Annotated in this window: 16 protein-coding genes and 1 pseudogene; 8 read left to right on the top strand and 9 right to left on the bottom strand. The window is 55.8% G+C overall.

Features of this window, described 5'->3' with window-relative positions:
• The first annotated feature begins 50 nt into the window (after positions 1-50).
• Both RYA97_RS00940 and RYA97_RS00935 read left to right on the top strand, forming a co-directional pair.
• Positions 51-1,247, top strand: a complete 1,197-nt coding sequence (locus RYA97_RS00940; protein WP_002552559.1) for an osmoprotectant NAGGN system M42 family peptidase — start codon at positions 51-53, stop codon at positions 1,245-1,247.
• 67 nt (positions 1,248-1,314) lie between these two features.
• Positions 1,315-1,542 carry a YheU family protein gene (locus RYA97_RS00935; protein ID WP_003314533.1) on the top strand — a complete coding sequence of 76 codons (228 nt, stop codon included), beginning with the start codon at positions 1,315-1,317 and terminating at the stop codon, positions 1,540-1,542.
• Between the two features lie 47 nt (positions 1,543-1,589).
• On the opposite strand, the gene csrA is transcribed toward RYA97_RS00935, so the two are convergent.
• From csrA to RYA97_RS00915, 4 genes are all read right to left on the bottom strand, one after another.
• Entirely contained in the window at positions 1,590-1,784 is a 195-nt protein-coding gene (gene csrA / locus RYA97_RS00930; RefSeq protein WP_002552557.1) for a carbon storage regulator CsrA, read from the bottom strand.
• Between the two features lie 169 nt (positions 1,785-1,953).
• On the bottom strand, positions 1,954-2,286 hold the full coding sequence (locus RYA97_RS00925; RefSeq protein ID WP_029240841.1) for a YnfA family protein: 333 nt from the start codon (positions 2,284-2,286) through the stop codon (positions 1,954-1,956).
• Between the two features lie 164 nt (positions 2,287-2,450).
• Complete coding sequence (locus RYA97_RS00920; RefSeq protein ID WP_005746252.1) at positions 2,451-3,266, bottom strand: SDR family oxidoreductase; 816 nt, start codon at positions 3,264-3,266, stop codon at positions 2,451-2,453.
• A 103-nt stretch (positions 3,267-3,369) separates the two neighbouring features.
• A complete protein-coding gene (locus RYA97_RS00915) occupies positions 3,370-3,747 on the bottom strand; it encodes a DUF2784 domain-containing protein (RefSeq protein ID WP_005746253.1) in 378 nt (125 codons plus the stop codon).
• 314 nt (positions 3,748-4,061) lie between these two features.
• Between RYA97_RS00915 and RYA97_RS00910 the strand changes: the two genes are divergently transcribed.
• A complete protein-coding gene (locus RYA97_RS00910) occupies positions 4,062-4,220 on the top strand; it encodes a DUF3309 family protein (protein WP_002552554.1) in 159 nt (52 codons plus the stop codon).
• Positions 4,221-4,325: 105 nt separating this feature from the next.
• Here the strand turns inward: RYA97_RS00910 and RYA97_RS00905 are convergent, their stop codons facing one another.
• The 3 genes from RYA97_RS00905 to RYA97_RS00895 all read right to left on the bottom strand — a co-directional run bounded on the left by RYA97_RS00905 (position 4,326) and on the right by RYA97_RS00895 (position 7,383).
• Complete coding sequence (locus tag RYA97_RS00905; protein ID WP_005746255.1) at positions 4,326-5,984, bottom strand: cation acetate symporter; 1,659 nt, start codon at positions 5,982-5,984, stop codon at positions 4,326-4,328.
• Positions 5,981-6,292, bottom strand: a complete 312-nt coding sequence (locus tag RYA97_RS00900; RefSeq protein WP_002552552.1) for a DUF485 domain-containing protein — start codon at positions 6,290-6,292, stop codon at positions 5,981-5,983. Before RYA97_RS00900 ends, RYA97_RS00905 begins: the two co-directional genes overlap by 4 nt.
• Positions 6,293-6,528: 236 nt before the next feature.
• Entirely contained in the window at positions 6,529-7,383 is an 855-nt protein-coding gene (locus RYA97_RS00895) for a glycine betaine ABC transporter substrate-binding protein (protein ID WP_002552551.1), read from the bottom strand.
• Between the two features lie 1,276 nt (positions 7,384-8,659).
• Here RYA97_RS00895 and RYA97_RS00890 point away from each other — a divergent pair.
• The 3 genes from RYA97_RS00890 to RYA97_RS00880 all read left to right on the top strand — a co-directional run bounded on the left by RYA97_RS00890 (position 8,660) and on the right by RYA97_RS00880 (position 11,497).
• Positions 8,660-9,958, top strand: coding sequence for a serine protein kinase PrkA (locus tag RYA97_RS00890; RefSeq protein ID WP_005733991.1), 1,299 nt, complete (start codon positions 8,660-8,662; stop codon positions 9,956-9,958).
• Entirely contained in the window at positions 9,951-10,763 is an 813-nt protein-coding gene (locus RYA97_RS00885) for a VacJ family lipoprotein (protein ID WP_005733992.1), read from the top strand. Before RYA97_RS00890 ends, RYA97_RS00885 begins: the two co-directional genes overlap by 8 nt.
• Before the next feature lie 143 nt (positions 10,764-10,906).
• Positions 10,907-11,497, top strand: a complete 591-nt coding sequence (locus tag RYA97_RS00880) for a polyribonucleotide nucleotidyltransferase (polynucleotide phosphorylase) (RefSeq protein WP_002552548.1) — start codon at positions 10,907-10,909, stop codon at positions 11,495-11,497.
• Between the two features lie 31 nt (positions 11,498-11,528).
• Here RYA97_RS00880 and RYA97_RS00875 read toward each other — a convergent pair whose 3' ends face one another.
• Positions 11,529-12,437, bottom strand: a complete 909-nt coding sequence (locus RYA97_RS00875) for a LysR family transcriptional regulator (RefSeq protein ID WP_016980778.1) — start codon at positions 12,435-12,437, stop codon at positions 11,529-11,531.
• Positions 12,438-12,546: 109 nt separating this feature from the next.
• Between RYA97_RS00875 and RYA97_RS00870 the strand changes: the two genes are divergently transcribed.
• Complete coding sequence (locus RYA97_RS00870) at positions 12,547-13,749, top strand: MFS transporter (RefSeq protein WP_005746258.1); 1,203 nt, start codon at positions 12,547-12,549, stop codon at positions 13,747-13,749.
• Between the two features lie 301 nt (positions 13,750-14,050).
• Complete coding sequence (locus RYA97_RS00865; RefSeq protein WP_117139724.1) at positions 14,051-15,127, top strand: diguanylate cyclase; 1,077 nt, start codon at positions 14,051-14,053, stop codon at positions 15,125-15,127.
• Between the two features lie 4 nt (positions 15,128-15,131).
• On the opposite strand, the pseudogene RYA97_RS00860 reads toward RYA97_RS00865, so the two are convergent.
• Positions 15,132-16,003 (bottom strand): annotated as a pseudogene (locus tag RYA97_RS00860) (hypothetical protein).
• Between the last annotated feature and the right edge of the window lie 857 nt (positions 16,004-16,860).

Here is a 16,860-nt window from a genome sequence, read left to right as displayed (position 1 = left end):
CTATCAGCCCTTGCAGCCTGTGGCTTGCAACTGTTCCATAAGGAGCATCCATGACCCCTGCAAATATCCCCGATCCGGATCTGAAATACCTGCAGAAAGTTCTGTTGGAAATGCTCGCGATTCCAAGTCCGACCGGTTTTACCGACACTATCGTGCGTTACGTGGCCGAGCGTCTTGAAGAACTGGGCATCCCGTTCGAACTGACCCGCCGCGGCACGATCCGCGCCACCCTCAAGGGCAAGCAGAATAGCCCTGACCGTGCGGTATCGGCGCACCTGGACACCATCGGTGCCAGCGTTCGGGAAGTCAAAGACAATGGCCGCCTGGCGCTGGCGGCAGTCGGTTGCTGGTCAAGCCGGTTTGCCGAGGGCAGCCGTGTCAGTGTATTCACCGACACGGGCGTGATTCGTGGCAGCGTTCTGCCGTTGATGGCGTCCGGTCATGCGTTCAATACCGCCGTGGACGAGATGCCGATCAGTTGGGACCACGTCGAGCTGCGTCTGGATGCCTATTGCACCACACGTGCCGACTGCGAATCGCTGGGCATCGGTATCGGCGACTTTGTGGCTTTCGACCCGCTGCCGGAGTTCACCGAGAGCGGTCACATCAGTGCACGCCATCTGGATGACAAGGCCGGTGTCGCGGCGCTGCTTGCGGCGCTGAAATCCATTGTCGACAGCGGTGCAGAACCGTTGATCGATTGCCACCCGCTGTTCACCATCACCGAAGAAACCGGTACGGGCGCAGCGGGCGTACTGCCTTGGGACGTGAGCGAGTTCGTCGGTATCGACATCGCGCCGGTTGCACCGGGCCAGCACTCCAGTGAGCACGCGGTGAGCGTGGCGATGCAGGACTCGGGCGGTCCGTACGACTACCATCTGTCACGCCACTTGCTGCGTCTGGGCGTAGAGAACGAACTGCCGGTACGCCGTGACCTGTTTCGCTATTACTACAGCGATGCGCATTCGGCAGTGACGTCGGGGCACGACATCCGCACGGCCCTGCTGGCCTTCGGCTGCGACGCGACTCACGGTTATGAGCGCACGCACATCGATAGCCTGGCAGCGCTGAGCAAACTGCTGGGTGCTTACATATTGAGCCCACCTGTGTTCGCCAGCGATGCCAAACCGGCCCAGAGTTCACTGGAGCGGTTCAGCCATCAGATCGAGCATGATGCGCAGATGGAATCCGACACCCGTGTGCCACCGGTCGACAGCCTGATCGGGCAGAATCGCGAGGAAAGTTGAGGGCCTGTGAATTGCGGTGCCTGGCACCGCAGTTCTATCATCGCTGCTCATCGACACGAGAACCGCCATGCTGATCCCCTACGACCAACTGGAACCCGACACCCTCACCCGCCTGATCGAGGATTTTGTCACCCGTGAGGGCACCGATAATGGCGACGAAACACCGCTGCAAACCCGCGTGCTGCGTGTGCGACATGCGCTGACCAAAGGCCAGGCGGTAATCTTTTTCGATCTTGAGAGTCAGCAATGTCAGTTGATGCTCAAGCACGATGTGCCCAAGGAGTTTTTTGAATAACCTTGGGCGGGCCTGAATCGGGTTTTCAATGAGGCGAACAACGTCGCCTATTGAAGCGGCGTTGTCGCTTGTTGCGAAAGTTTGTTGGCGATGCGCTTGTAGACCTCGGCTCGGTGAACCTTGATGTCTTTCGGGGCATTGATCCCGAGCCTCACCTGATTGCCGTTGATACCCAGAATCTGCACGGTGATGTCATCACCGATTGAAAACGTTTCACCAATTTCCCGCGTCAGTACCAGCATTTTTCCCACCCTTCTCGTTGCGCAAAAAGGCAGGGTGCATTGCGAAACCGAGCGCTTCAATGCGCTGATGGCAAATCAGTAACGCCCTTCAAACGCATCGGAAAAGACTGAAGGAAGGGTCTTACTTTCTAGCTAAATCTGTAGGAAATATCGCTGGCAGCCGCAGTTTTCATGGAGCTGACCAGCGCGGCCCGAGCAGGATGATAGTCGCGCCGATCACGCAGAAAGCCAGACCCAGCCAGTCCGTACCCAGCGGCCTGACCCGCTCGACCAGCCCCAGCCAGGCAATCGACGCGACGATGTAAATCCCGCCATACGCCGCATAGGCTCGCCCCGCATAGGCCGCTTCCACACGTGTCAGCAACAGCGCGAACAGTGTCAGGCTGATGAGTGCCGGAATGACCCACAGCGCGCTTTTGCCTTGGCGCAGCCATAGCCAGAAGGCATAGCAGCCGAATATCTCGAACAGGGCTGCGAGAAAGAACCACAGGTAATTGAGCACGATGGACTCGCTGAAAGGGGCTTAAAAGAGGGGCGTAACCCTATCAGAAAACAGCGCGGTCATGAGACCCTGATGACCTTGAACACGTCGCTCAAGAGGACGCAGAGCGTCCAGAACGGCATGCGACGCGGAGCGTCGCACGATAGTGAAACTTTGGGGCGGCGTCAGGCGTGCCCTTTCTGCGCCTTGGCGCGCATCTTTGCGCACATGATGGTCATTTCGTCATACATCGCTTGTGGCTGGTTGCGCTTCAGGTCCCAGGCCATTCGGCCTTCTTCGTGGGGCAGGATCATGAACTCGCCTGCGGCTACTTGCCTGAAGATGTAGTCGGCAATATCTGCGGCAGTGATCGGTGACTTCTCCAGCAGTCTGCCGATCTGCGCTTTCATGGCAGGCGTCGGGCCTCGAAACGAATCCAGCAAGTTGGTCTGAAAGAACGACGGACAAACCACATGCACGGCAACGCCCTGATCATGCAGTTCAACCAGCAGGCTTTCAGAAAGTGCCACAACCCCTGCCTTGGCGACGTTGTAATTGCTCATGGCCGGGGCCTGCATCAGCGCAGCCATCGACGCAATGTTGATGATTTTGCCTTTGCTGGCCTGCAACATAGGCAAAAACGCCTTGCAGCCTTTGACGACCCCCATCAGGTTGATCGCGATCTGCCAGTCCCAGTCTTCCAGCGACAGCTCGTTGAAGAAGCCACCCGATGCCACGCCCGCGTTGTTGACGATGATGTCGATGCCGCCCAGTCGCTCTTCACATGCCTGAGCAAACGCCGTGAGCTGACTGTAATCGCGAACATCGCAACGCTGAACGAACCCGTCACCACCCGCCTCGCGCACCAGCATCAGGGTTTCCTGCAGACCGGCATCGTTGATGTCCGACAGCGCCAGCCGCCAGCCTTCGCGCGCCCAGCGCAGTGCAATTTCACGACCCAGACCTGAGCCGGCGCCAGTAATCATGATGCGGTTTTGCATAGCCGAGTGCCTTGTGATGTGCAGGAGTTGCCTGAGTGTAATCACAGCCGGGGCCCTACAACCCCACCATCAAGGCGCTGAATGCCTGGGGCAAACCCGAAGCTTATGAATGCCGCACGCGTGATACGAAACGCATCAATAACAGGCCGTACACCGACACATTGACCAACAGCACAATGCCCCCCAGCCACAGCTGTATGCCCGGCGTAAGCCCGGCCGGGTAGATCAGCGGAATCAGATAATGCTCGACGAAGCCGCCGTCATATCCTTGCTCACCGGCTGTGCGGCGCAGTGTGTTTTCCAGCGGTGTCAGTGGGCAATACAGATGCAGAAACTCAACCGCAGCCCCCCACGCAACTGCCGGAACGTGTAGTAATGCCAGCCACGGCCTGCTCACTACCAGCAGACCGCCGAACAGCACGAATACGATGAACAGTAGATGAAACGCGACCACGGCATCTGCCGCCACTCGATAAAACATCTGCGCGCCCTCTGCTGGATTTCAATCAGGTCATCTGTGCAAATCAGCGGAGAATTTTCACGCCATTTAGTTCAATTATTTTTAAGATCATTTCAGGCACTTTCCATCAACTAGACCCGAATTATTGTCGGACAAAAACACATCAAGCCCATGATTTTAATGATTTTTTAGATATGTAAGAAATTATTAAAAATAGATGAAACCTTTCCCGAGTGGCCATAGTCGGATGAGTCAAGCAGGCAAATTCAGTGCCGTTGGGTATGAAATTCTGTACTGCATCTGTTAACTAACTTAAATGAAAGAGGGAACTCATCATGGGCATCGGCACTATTCTTATCATCGTTCTGATTCTGTTGCTGGTTGGCGGTCTGCCGGTATTCCCGCACTCGCGCAGCTGGGGCTACGGTCCGTCGGGCATCATCGGTACTATCCTGGTGATCCTGCTGATTCTGGTATTGCTCGGCAAGATATAACCTGTTGCTTCAAGCAACAGGCAAAAGCCCCGCCTCTCCAGGCGGGGCTTTTTTATGGCCCATGAAAAAGCAGCCCGAAGGCTGCTTTATTTACTGCTTCAGCGCTTAGTGCGAAACCGCACCGCTGGCACCCAGGCCTGTTTGTGACCGGACGAATTGCGGGTAGAACAAGGCGCGCTCGCCCTCTGCCGCTTTCGACTTGTCGGTGATGGAGAAGAACCAGATACCTACGAAGGCGATGGCGATAGAAAACAGCGCCGGGTATTCGTAAGGGAAAATGGCTTTCTCGTGATGCAGGATCTGCACCCAGATGGTTGGCCCCAGGATCATCAGCACCACGGCACTGATCAGGCCCATCCAGCCGCCAATCATAGCGCCACGGGTGGTCAGGTTTTTCCAGTACATGGAAAGCAGCAGGATCGGGAAGTTGCAGCTTGCAGCGACCGAGAACGCCAGACCCACCATGAACGCGATGTTCTGACTTTCGAAGGCAATACCCAGAAGGATCGCCACGACTGCCAGCGCAATGGTGGTGATTTTCGAGATACGGATCTCGTCTTTCTCGTTGGCCTTGCCCGCTTTGATCACGCTGGCATACAGGTCATGGGAGACCGCCGAAGCACCTGCCAGGGTCAGACCGGCAACCACTGCCAGAATGGTGGCGAAGGCGACTGCCGAGATGAAGCCCAGGAACAGGCTGCCACCGACCGCATCGGCCAGGTGAACCGCTGCCATGTTGTTACCGCCCAGCAAGGCGCCCGCTGCATCCTTGAACGCCGGGTTGGTGCTGACCAGCAGGATCGCGCCAAAACCGATGATAAAGGTCAGGATGTAGAAGTAGCCGATGAAGCCGGTTGCGTACAGCACAGACTTGCGGGCTTCCTTGGCATCGCTCACGGTGAAGAAGCGCATCAGAATATGCGGCAGGCCAGCAGTACCGAACATCAGCGCCAGACCCAGCGAGAACGCTGAAATCGGGTCTTTCACCAGACCGCCAGGGCTCATGATCGCTTCACCTTTAGGGTGAACCTTGATCGCCTCGGAGAACAGCATGTTGAAGTCGAAGTTAACGTGTTTCATAACCATCAGGGCCATGAACGACGCACCGGACAGCAACATGACCGCCTTGATGATCTGCACCCAGGTAGTGGCCAGCATGCCGCCGAACAATACGTAAAGGCACATCAGGATGCCGACCAGTACCACCGCAACCGTGTAGTCCAGACCGAACAGCAGTTGGATCAGCTTGCCGGCACCGACCATTTGCGCAATCAGGTAGAACGCCACTACCACCAGCGAGCCGCAGGCGGACAAGGTGCGAATTTCCTTTTGCTTGAGGCGATACGACGCAACGTCAGCAAATGTGTATTTACCCAGGTTACGCAAGCGTTCGGCGATCAGGAACAGAATGATCGGCCAGCCCACCAGGAAGCCGATCGAGTAGATCAGGCCGTCGTAGCCGGAGGTGTAGACCAGTGCGGAAATCCCCAGAAAGGACGCTGCCGACATGTAATCACCGGCAATTGCCAGACCGTTCTGGAAACCGGTGATCTTGCCGCCTGCCGAGTAGTAGTCCGACGCGGTCTTGTTCTTTTTCGACGCCCAGTAGGTGATGTACAGCGTGAAGGCGACGAATACCACGAACATGACAATCGCGGCGATGTTAAGGGGTTGCTTCTGCACGGCGCCCGTCAATGCGTCTGCCGCCCAGAGAGTCGGCGCGAAGGCGGCAAGGCCAAGTGCTGCTGATAGGCGCCGGATCATTGCTGAGCCTCCTTCAGGATGGCGTTGTTCAGATCATCGAATTCGCCATTGGCACGGCGAACATAGATGGCGGTCAGCACAAACGCGGAGAGAATCAGCCCTACGCCTATCGGCATTCCCCAGGTAATGGTTGAAGTCGGGCTCAACTTGGCCCCCAGAATATGGGGTCCGTACGCAATCAAAAGAATAAAGGCCGCATACAGGCCAAGCATGATCGCCGAGAGAATCCAGGCGAACCGCTCTCTTTTGGATACCAGCTCCTTGAAACGCGGGCTGTTTTGAATCGAGAGGTAAATGCTGTCGTTCATTGTTTTTGTCCTCGCAGCACAGATGAGATGTCACGTAACGCACTTTAGTCGGGTCCGGCGCGCACTCCAGACGACCTTAGTATTAGAACGACACTAGCCGCAGATGAACCTCTTTGCACGGCACAGGTCCGCCATCAGTCAGCCTGTGCAGAAAATACCGTGGTCCAGAAACGCCAAAGGCCGTCTGGCGATGGCACCAGACGGCCTTGAAACGGCTTTTGCAGAGGGCTGCAGAACTATTTAGCGGTCCATGCAGCAACCCGATCCGGGTGCTTGGCTACCCAGTCCTTGGCAGCGGCTTCAGGTTTGGCACCGTCCTGAATCGCCAGCATCACTTCACCGATTTCATCCTTGGATGCCCACTGGAATTTTTTCAGGAAGGCCACGACCTCGGGGGCTTTTTTCTCCAGGCCAAGGCTGGCGACGTTGTCGACGGTTTCAGCTGCACCGTAGACGCCTTTAGGGTCTTCCAGGAAACGCAGTTTCCACTTGGCGAACATCCAGTGCGGCACCCAGCCGGTGACGACGATGGCTTTCTGCGCTTTCTCCGCACGAGTCAGTTCGGCAATCATGCCTGCGCCGGAACTCGCCTGCAGTTTGTAACCGTCCAGACCGTAATCCTTGATGGCCTGATCTGTCTTGAGCATAACCCCTGAACCGGCATCGATCCCGGTGATCTTCTTGTTGAAGGAAGCATCGGTCTTGAGGTCTTCGATGGTTTTGGCTTTCACGTATTCAGGCACGATCAGGCCGATTTTGGCGTCCTTGAAGTTGGGCCCGTAGTTGACGACCTGATCCTTGTACTTGGTGTAGTACTCGCCGTGAGTGCCCGGAAGCCAAGCAGACAACATCAGGTCGAGCTTGTCGGTGGCCACGGCCTGCCACATGATCCCGGCCGCGACCGATTGCAGTTTGACGTCGTAGCCAAGCTTCTGCTTGATCACTTCGGAAGCCACGAAGGTGGTGGCGACGCTGTCGGACCAGCCTTCCACATAGCCGATAGTCAGGGTTTTGGTTTCAGCAATCGCCAGCGTGGAGCTGACAGCAAGCACCAGAGCGGCACCCGCCCCCAGTATTTTTCGCATCATCATTGTCGCTTCCCCGGAAGTCTGCACCGACGGTTGTCGGGCTTCGTCAACGTTGTTTTCAAGCGCACACCCACGCTTGGCTCTCATCGTCATACACACGTTGCTTGTGATTCTGGCTGAAGGCCGTGGGAGCGAACTGGTTCGCGAAGGCTGTATCTCAGACGATGCATATTCAGAGATTGTACCGGCCCTTTCGCGAACAGGTTCGCTCCCACGCCCTGCGGGCAGAAGCTTGAAAGCATCACTTCCCGGGCTCTCCGGGGCTGATGTATAACGCTGAGCGTCCAGTTTCGGGGCACGCTGCGCTCTGATCGCCGCCACGCGCAGTGACACGCAGCAAATTGCCACCGTCATCATCAACCTGCCGGGCAAGCAGACATGCTCTGGCTACGACACTCGGGCAACGGGAAACGACAACATGCAGTCATCAGCGACAAGCGCTGCTGAAAAACGTCTCAGCCTGCTCGTTTTATAAAAGGAAACAGGATGTGTTACCGCCGACTCACATCCACCGGCCCGAACGGGTAACACGGGAACAGTTTTTCCAGCGCAGCCCACTCACCTCTTCCCGCAGAACAGCTAAATCGTTGTTTTAAAAGCACTTTAAAAAGTTGGCACAGCTTCTGCTATCTCTCTTGTACAACAAAAACAAGAAACGAAGCGGCAAACCAATAAAAACAAGACGTAACGGCTCTGACATAACAAGAACAAAACGGACAGAGGCGCAGCTAACAGATTTTTTTGGAGTGGATAAGCTTTACAGGGACCTTTCGGTGAAAGGCCTCGCGACCGGACAGAGAACAATAAAACTACCTTCAGGTAGCTTCCGAACCGGTGGGATCACGATGTTGTGAAGACAGGTGATTAAAGCGAGTCAGCGCTCAAAAAAATACGTTTGCTCTTGACCCCGGATGGGGGTCGCTCAACAACGCTGTAAAGGGACTGGCCATCAACAACAATAACAGGCCGCCCTACAACAATAAAAAGAGCAGGTAAAACACATTGGAGGAGAGCTACGGCTCTCCTTTGTGTTTTTCGTCCCCAGGAAGCTGCAGCGTAGCGGCATGTAGCGGCAGTCAGTCCCCCGCCTGTATGGTCAAACCGAGCCAATCTACGTCGCCTGCGAAAAATAAACCGCATAACTGCATTGCAAAATCCAAAGAACGTGTATTGTTCCGTCATAATTTACACGGTTAACCGGTGGATGCGGCACTTTGGCACTACACCTTGGTCATAGCCTGCGTATCTCATCAGCACTTCTTTCCCAAGGGATTTAGTCATGCTCCGTTTTCTGCGCTTCGCTACCGTTATAGGTGGCTTGTGTTTAAGTGCGTCCGCTCTGGCAACCACCGTCGACTCTGCTACCTATGGCTACCCGCTGACTAATCCGTTTGAAGCGACCATTGCGACCACACCGCCTGATCTGCGCCCCGATCTGCCTGACGATGAAGACATCGATCAGGACGTCTACACCCTGAACCTGCATCCCGAGCGCGAGTTCACCCTGCCGGACAACTTCTGGGCGGTAAAAAAGCTGCACTATCGCCTGGCGAAGCAGGACCACGCTGCCCCGCTGATCTTCCTGATCGCCGGCACCGGTGCGCCGTATAACAGCACCATCAATGAATTCCTGAAAAAACTCTATTACGGCGCGGGCTACCACGTCGTGCAGCTGTCTTCGCCCACCAGCTACGACTTCATGAGTTCGGCCTCGCGCTTCGCCACTCCTGGCGTCTCCACCGACGACGCAGAAGACATTTATCGCGTCATGCAGGCCATTCGGGCTCAGCAGGCGCAACTGCCGGTGACCGACTATTACCTGACCGGTTACAGCCTCGGCGCACTGAATGCCGCCTTCGTCAGCAAACTGGATGAAACCCGCCGCAGCTTCAACTTCAAGAAAGTGCTGCTGCTCAACCCGCCGGTCAACCTTTACACCTCAATCAGCAACCTCGACAAACTGGTGCAGACCAACGTCAAGGGCATCAACAACACCACCACGTTCTACGAGCTGGTGCTGGCCAAGCTGACCCGTTACTTCCGGCAAAAGGGTTACATCGACCTCAACGATGCACTGCTGTTCGACTTTCAGCAGTCCAAGCAGCACCTGACCAATGAGCAGATGGCGATGCTGATCGGTACCTCGTTCCGCTTCTCGTCGGCCGACATCGCGTTCACCTCGGACCTGATCAACCGTCGCGGCCTGATCACGCCACCAAAATTCCCTATCTCTGAAGGCACCAGCCTGACGCCGTTCCTCAAGCGTGCCCTGCAATGCGACTTCGATTGCTACCTGACCGAACAGGTCATTCCGATGTGGCGCGCCCGCACTGACGGCGGTAGCCTGCTGCAGCTGGTCGACCAGGTCAGTCTTTACGCACTCAAGGATTACCTGCACAGCAACACCAAGATTGCCGTCATGCACAACGCTGACGATGTGATTCTGGGCTCGGGTGATCTGGGCTTCCTGCGCAAGACCTTCGGGGATCGTCTGACCGTTTATCCGTACGGCGGGCATTGCGGCAACCTTAATTACCGCGTCAACACCGACGCCATGCTGGAGTTTTTCCGTGGCTAAACGTCTTTTACTTCTTGCCGCTCTGCTCTGTGCCGGCACAGTCCAGGCCGCTGACGCGGATACCAGCAACAAGGCTCAGCACCCGGCCACTGTGGCCCGTCAGACCGATGCTGACGGTTTCACTCAACCGCTGAAGTCACTGCAATTCAACCCGGGGCTAGATCAGCGTGAGTTCGAGCGCGCCTCCATTAACGCGCTGGAAGTCTACGACCCGCTGGAATCCTGGAACCGTCGGGTGTACCACTTCAACTACCGCTTTGATGAATGGGTGTTCCTGCCGGTCGTGGACGGCTATCGCTACATCACACCCGGCTTCGTGCGCAGCGGCGTGAGCAACTTTTTCAGCAACCTGGGCGACGTCTCCAACCTGCTGAATAGCCTGCTGCAGTTCAAGGGTGAGCGTTCGCTGGACACAACCGGTCGTCTGCTGCTCAACACCACCATCGGCATCGCCGGTCTGTGGGACCCGGCGACCATGATGGGCCTGCCGCGCCAGAGCGAAGACTTCGGCCAGACGCTGGGCTTTTATGGTGTTCCTGCCGGCCCTTATCTGGTGTTGCCATTGTTCGGTCCATCGAACCTGCGTGACACGGGCGGTATGCTGTTCGACTACACGGCTGAAAACCAGATCAACTTCCTGAACGTTGCCGAAGTCAGCGACGACCATCCGGAAATTACCGTGCTGCGTGCGATTGACCGCCGGTATGTCACCAGCTTCCGCTATGGCCAGCTGAACTCGCCATTCGAGTACGAGAAGGTGCGTTACGTCTATACCGAGTCGCGCAAACTGCAGATCGCCGAGTAAGCGAAACGCAGTAAAAGGACGGCCAGCTGGAGTGATCCTGCTGGTCGTTTTTTTATGGGCACTTTTACCTGCCGGGCCACTCACATTCCTCGGGCACACAGGCCTCGATCCATCTCCATTTAATAGACAAACAAGGAATTTCCATGCGGTCTTTCGGTTTCAAGGCAATCGTTGTGTGTGTCGCGCTGGCAGCCTGCCAGAGCATGGTCAGCGTTCAGGCCGCGACCAAGCCCCAGGCCGCTGCGCCTGCCGCCGCTGCGGTACAAAAGGCGTCGCTGCTGGGTGGCAAACTGGCGTTTACCATTCCTGCGGGCTACGTGCAGGGCGAGATGCCCGAGATTGACGCGAAGGCCAAGGCTCAGGGGGTGACGGGTGCGCTGTACACCAATGCCGCTGAAAAGCGCGTGCTGATCGTTACCGAGACGCCTATGCCAATGGGCGTCCAGGCCAGCGACAACGACGGCGTAGTGCTTGATGGCCTGGTCACCGGGATACTTGCCCAGCAGAGTACCGGCTACAAAGACTTCAAAAAGCTGGGTGACAAAAAGATCGTCAAGAAGAACGGTCTGGGTGTACGGCAGCTGGATACCTCGGCGACCATGAGCGACGCCCAGGTTCTGAGCACCTCGATCATTGCCGCCTCGGGTGCCCGCGCAGCCGTGCTCAACGTGGTCTCCAACGCGAAAAACCCGAAGGAACACGCAGCGCTGGTGAAGGCCGTCATAGGCGAATGATTCGAGTATCGGGTGGCTGAACCCCTGTGGCTTAATCCACCCGCAACGCCTCTGAAAGTCGCTCGACCAGCGCCTGCACCTTGGGCAATGACTCGCGGTTGCGCGGCCAGGCCAGATGCAGCGCCAAACCGTCAGTGGCCAGTTGTGGAAGGATCTCCACCAACTCGCCACGCTGCAACTGCTCCCTGATCAGCCAGGTCGCCAGCTGCGCAATGCCCCACGCCGAAGTCACCGCAGCCACCTGGGCTTCGCCGTTGCCAATAACCAGCCGCGCTTCGACAGCGCGCGCCTCCCGCTGCCCTTGATCGTCAACAAACAACCAGGGGCTGGTGCTGCCATCGCCACGACCAAACAGAATACATGCGTGACTGGCGAGGTCCTCGAACGTCGTCGGTACGCCGTGGCGCTCCAGATAAGCCGGTGCCGCACAAAAGATCACCCGCTCGGTGCCCAGGTAACGGTGCGCCACGCCCGCTGGCCAGACAGCAGGACCGCCGATGCGCACGGCCAGGTCGATACCTTCCTCAAGAATGTCAACGAAACGATCAGTGAAGGTTATCCGCGGGCGCAGCTTGTGATGCTGCCCGGTGAAGGCGAGGATCAGCGGCAGCGCGTGCAAACGACCAAAGGTCGCAGGCAGATCGATACGCAGTTGTCCGGCGGGTTCTGTACGCTGCGCCGCCAGCGCGGTTTCGGCAGCCTCCAGGTCGGCAAGCATGCGCGTGCACACAGCGTGATAGGCCGCCCCCTCCTCCGTCAGCGCGAGACTTCGGGTAGTGCGCTCGAACAGACGCATGCCCAGGCGGCTCTCCAGGCGTGCAACGCTTTTGCTGACTGCGGAATTAGTCAGACTCAAGCGGTCAGCGGCTGCCGTAAAGCTCCCAGCATTGGCAACGGCGACAAACGTTTCGATGCCCTTGAGGCGGTCAGTGGACAGCACATGGAAGACCAATTAGTGAATTTAAGTCCATAATGTAATGAATATTTGCCAAAGATAGGAATCATTTTCTGCAATAAGCTGGCGAACTTATTTTTTATGGGTTCGTATCATGCCGTCTCTGGAAACTGCCGCCTCCGGCACCAAGAGCGAAAGCTCGACCGGTGCTGGCTTGTCCATCGCGATCCTGGCGCTGGCTGGCTTCGTAATCGTTACCACTGAATTTCTCATCATAGGCCTGCTGCCTTCACTGGCCCGCGATCTGGGAATTTCCATTTCTACTGCCGGTTTGCTGGTCACGCTATTCGCCTTCACGGTGATGCTGTTTGGCCCGCCGCTGACAGCCATGCTTTCGCACCTGGACCGCAAGCGTACGTTCATCGTCATCCTGCTGATTTTCGCGGCCTCCAACGCTCTGGCTGCGGTGTCGAGCAACATCTGGGTGCTGGCACTGGCGCGATTCATTCCAGCATTGGCGTTGCCGGTGTTCTGGGGCACCGCCAGTGAAACCGCAAGCCTGCTGGCCGGACCGAAGCGCGCCGGCAAGGCTGTGGCGCAGGTCTACCTCGGTATCTCCGCCGCGATGCTGTTCGGCATCCCGCTGGGCACCGTATTTGCCGATGCAGTGGGCTGGCGCGGCGCGTTCTGGGCGCTGACGCTGCTGTCTGCATTAATGGCAGTGCTGCTGGCGTTGTCGATGCCACGTATTGAACCTACCGCAAAGGTGGGCCTCGCCGAGCAGGCAAAAATCCTGCGAGATCCGCTGTTCCTCGCCAACCTGCTACTGTCCATTTTGCTGTTCACTGCCATGTTTGGCGCCTACACCTACCTGGCAGATACGCTGGAACGCATCGCAGGTATCGAGTCGGCTCAAGTAGGTTGGTGGTTAATGGGCTTTGGTGCAGTCGGCCTGATCGGCAATGCGTTGGGTGGCCGGTATGTGGACCGCAGCCCGCTGGGCTCAACCATGGTGTTTGCGCTGCTGCTGGCGCTGGGCATGACCGCAAGCGTACCTGCCGCAGGCTCGATGCCGTTACTGGCCGTGGTGCTGGTGATTTGGGGCATTGCCCACACAGCGTTGTTCCCTATCTGTCAGATCAGGGTGATGAAAGCGGCACCGCAGGCCCAGGCACTGGCAGGAACCTTGAACGTCTCGGCCGCCAACGCAGGTATAGGTCTGGGATCGATCATTGGCGGTCTGACCATTGAGCATCTGGGCCTGAATGCAGTTGGATATGTCGCAGCCGTCGTTGCATTGCTGGCCATTGGTGTCGCCTGGATGACCGGGATTCAGAAAAACAAGACAGCCGCATAACCTGGCCCGGCTCGATTAGCCGGATGTCACCGGGCAGTACTTTTGCAAAGACGCAACTACACTGCCCGGTTATTCCAATGTGCCGCTGCTTGTATGTTTCGTCATATTTTTGAACCTGTTTCCTGGCTGTTTTTGTCAGTTAATTGACTCCGGAACAGGCAAGCCTTCCCAATGTGCAGCTAATTGACACAGCACTGCAAAATGCTCTTCCCATGACACTGTCGAACGCTCAAACTCCAGCCTTTCGGTCAAGGAGTCATGGTTTCTGACCGATTCAAGACGTTATGTCCGGTAAGGAACTATGAGCTCATATCACCGCAAGGGACTGGCATTCGCCAAGCGGATCTACGCGCCGAGATCTCTCGGTGTCAGCGTTGGCTTTATTACTGTCGCTGTGTCTTTGTATTACGTGAATGCCGCACACTGGCTTTGGACGCTGGCACTGCTCAATGCCTTGGTCTGGCCACATGTTGCTTACCAGATTGCGAAAAAGTCGCGCGAACCCTATCAGGCTGAATGGCGCAATCTGCTCTTCGATTCGCTGATGGGCGGGTTCTGGATTGGCGCGATGGGCTTCAGTGCCGTTCCCGGCGTTACGGTCATCGCGATGATGGCCATGCATAACATGGCTGCTGCCGGGCCACGCCTGATGCTGCAAGGCTTGTGCGCACAGGCACTGGGTGTACTGATCTCGCTGGCCTTGCTCAACCCTGCTGTCAAGCTGTATGGCAACATGGCACAGATCTACGCCTGCCTTCCCGTACTGGTGATTTACCCTATTTTCATCGGCTGGATGAGCCATCAGGTCACCCTGAAACTCTGGGAGCATCGCAACATCCTGCGCAAAATAAGCCGCACCGACAGCCTCACTGGACTGCTCAATCATGGCGCATGGAAAGACCTGCTTGATCTGGAGTACGTAAAAAGCCAGAACCAGCATCAGCAGTGCGTCATCGCACTGATCGACATTGACCATTTCAAAGTCATCAACGATACCTATGGCCACCTCATGGGCGATACAGTGCTGCAGAACATCAGTGAAGCACTGATGGAAAACCTGCGTGACTCGGATCTGATCGGACGTTGTGGCGGGGATGAGTTCTGCGTCATTCTGCCGGACACCCACTTGTTTCAAGCGCGGGAAATCCTGGAGCGCACGCGTCTGGCGATAGATGAAATGACCTACTCTCTACAGCGCGATCTCAAGGTCAGCCTCAGTATCGGCATAGCCGCCTACTCTCCTGAACTGCCGGATGCCTCATCCTGGTTGCACGAAGCAGACAAGGCGCTGTACCTCGCCAAAAGCACTGGTCGCAACTGCGTGGCCAGCGCTCAGGATATGCCGTCAGAGCTCCAACCACTGAGTGCCGATGCCTGACCGGTCAACGCCGGTTCTTGAACAGGACGTCAAACAGGGATGAGAAGTTCTTGATGCCCATTGCCTTCATGAACGAGTTGCGCATGTCTTCTCGCAGGCTTTCCAGGGTGATTTCCTTGGGTTTTGCGGTTTTTTGAGCGGGGATGCCGGTTTCCCGAATGTCACCCTCGCCAAGGGCGTACTTTTCCTTTGACAGAGTCTAATGTAGTCGTTTTTCTGGCTTTTATAGGTAGCATAGTCAGGTCCAAGTTGCTGGTCCCTTTCCCCCGACGTCGAAAAACGATTGATGACTTTTTCCATGAACTCAAAGTGGTTGTGACCAAGGGCACCGTAGTCTTTGTCCGTGATAAAACGAATAAAACCCTGATCCAGCCGTGTCGTTGTTAAAGCGCTTCCCTCAATAATACGCTTGGCCGTCGCCGCATTTGTATCTGTAAAACTGTAAAAGACCTTGTGCCCTTCCATGTCATAGGTCTTGCCTTCGTTATGACGAGACCAGATCCTTCCATCGTCTTTCTCCCTGTAGGATGCCAGCCCAAACGCCAAGTCATCGACGTAGAAAAGATCAGCCCCCTGATCTCTGGCCCACTCATAAACCTCGCCAAGAAGCCTTCGGTCATCCCGTGTTAAAAAAGAGGTTTCAGGCATGGACGTGCCGCACTCTGCCTTACCTAGCATGGGTGCTGGAAATTTAGGGTCTGTCAGTCCGAAAATTCTCTGTTTGAGAATCGCCCCGCCGCTGATTGTCACGGAGGGGTCCAGAAAGTCTGGATGACTGGATGAGCTAGCAAGAATGGGTATTTTTTTAGAGGCTATTTTTTCATCAAGTTGCCTTGCTGTTACCAGCGCTTCTATTCCAGAGCTGATTACCCGCATAATGTGGACTCCTGGCCTATAGAACCCCTGACGTTTATCGTCAGGGGTCGACAATCAATACGTTAAATGAAAGGTGACTGTTTCCGCCCCCAACGGCTTACTTTGCCAAGGTCCACTTTCAGCGTTGTGCCGAATGATCACATCCGACGCGTAGCTAAAACCGAGATTATTGAAGAGCTCAGTACTACCTGGAGCGCCAGGAATAATAGTTACACAATCGATATCGTGTACACCCGTGGTTCGAAAGCAAAGATTGGCGCGCTCAACTTTACTGTCCGGAAATGATGTCGCCGTCCATGAGATTTTCCGCAATCGGGAGTTATTGGCCGCCCCGCGAGGGTAATCGGACAATCTCAACTGGTGCCTGGAGAATGCATTATGCCCAGGTCCGTTTATAGTCGTAGGTGTTCTTGTAGTTGTCACCGAGTAATCTGCAGCTTGACTGGCCGAAGACAAAAACAACAGCAACAGAGGTACTAATTTTTTCATAACACTTTTCCCAATGATTTATCATTAAAAACACGCGGCATTTGCGATTCTTCTTACTACTCTTTTGTTGTATAAGCCACTGATAAAAACATGCGGTATTTAATGCTACGCCTTCAAAAAGCTCGAAAAAATTTAAAACCGTTACTGAAAAAATCGTAAACCCCGAACAGCTTTATATATCCATATCAAATACTTTTCAGAAAAAGCCTTAGCCCGTGGACATCCAGAGCGGGTTCTCAATCAATCGAAAACTCAAAAGAGGAAAGATTTTCCAACAGCCATGCAGGGGTATGTACTTCAAGCAGTGCGCTAAGGAAACTCTGAAAAAGACTTCCTAATTTGGCAAAATCTCCGGACACCAGTCGCCG

Source organism: Pseudomonas syringae group sp. 26L6, from assembly GCF_032587815.1.
GTDB lineage: Bacteria > Pseudomonadota > Gammaproteobacteria > Pseudomonadales > Pseudomonadaceae > Aquipseudomonas > Aquipseudomonas amygdali.
This window is presented reverse-complemented; position numbering and strand designations above follow the sequence as displayed.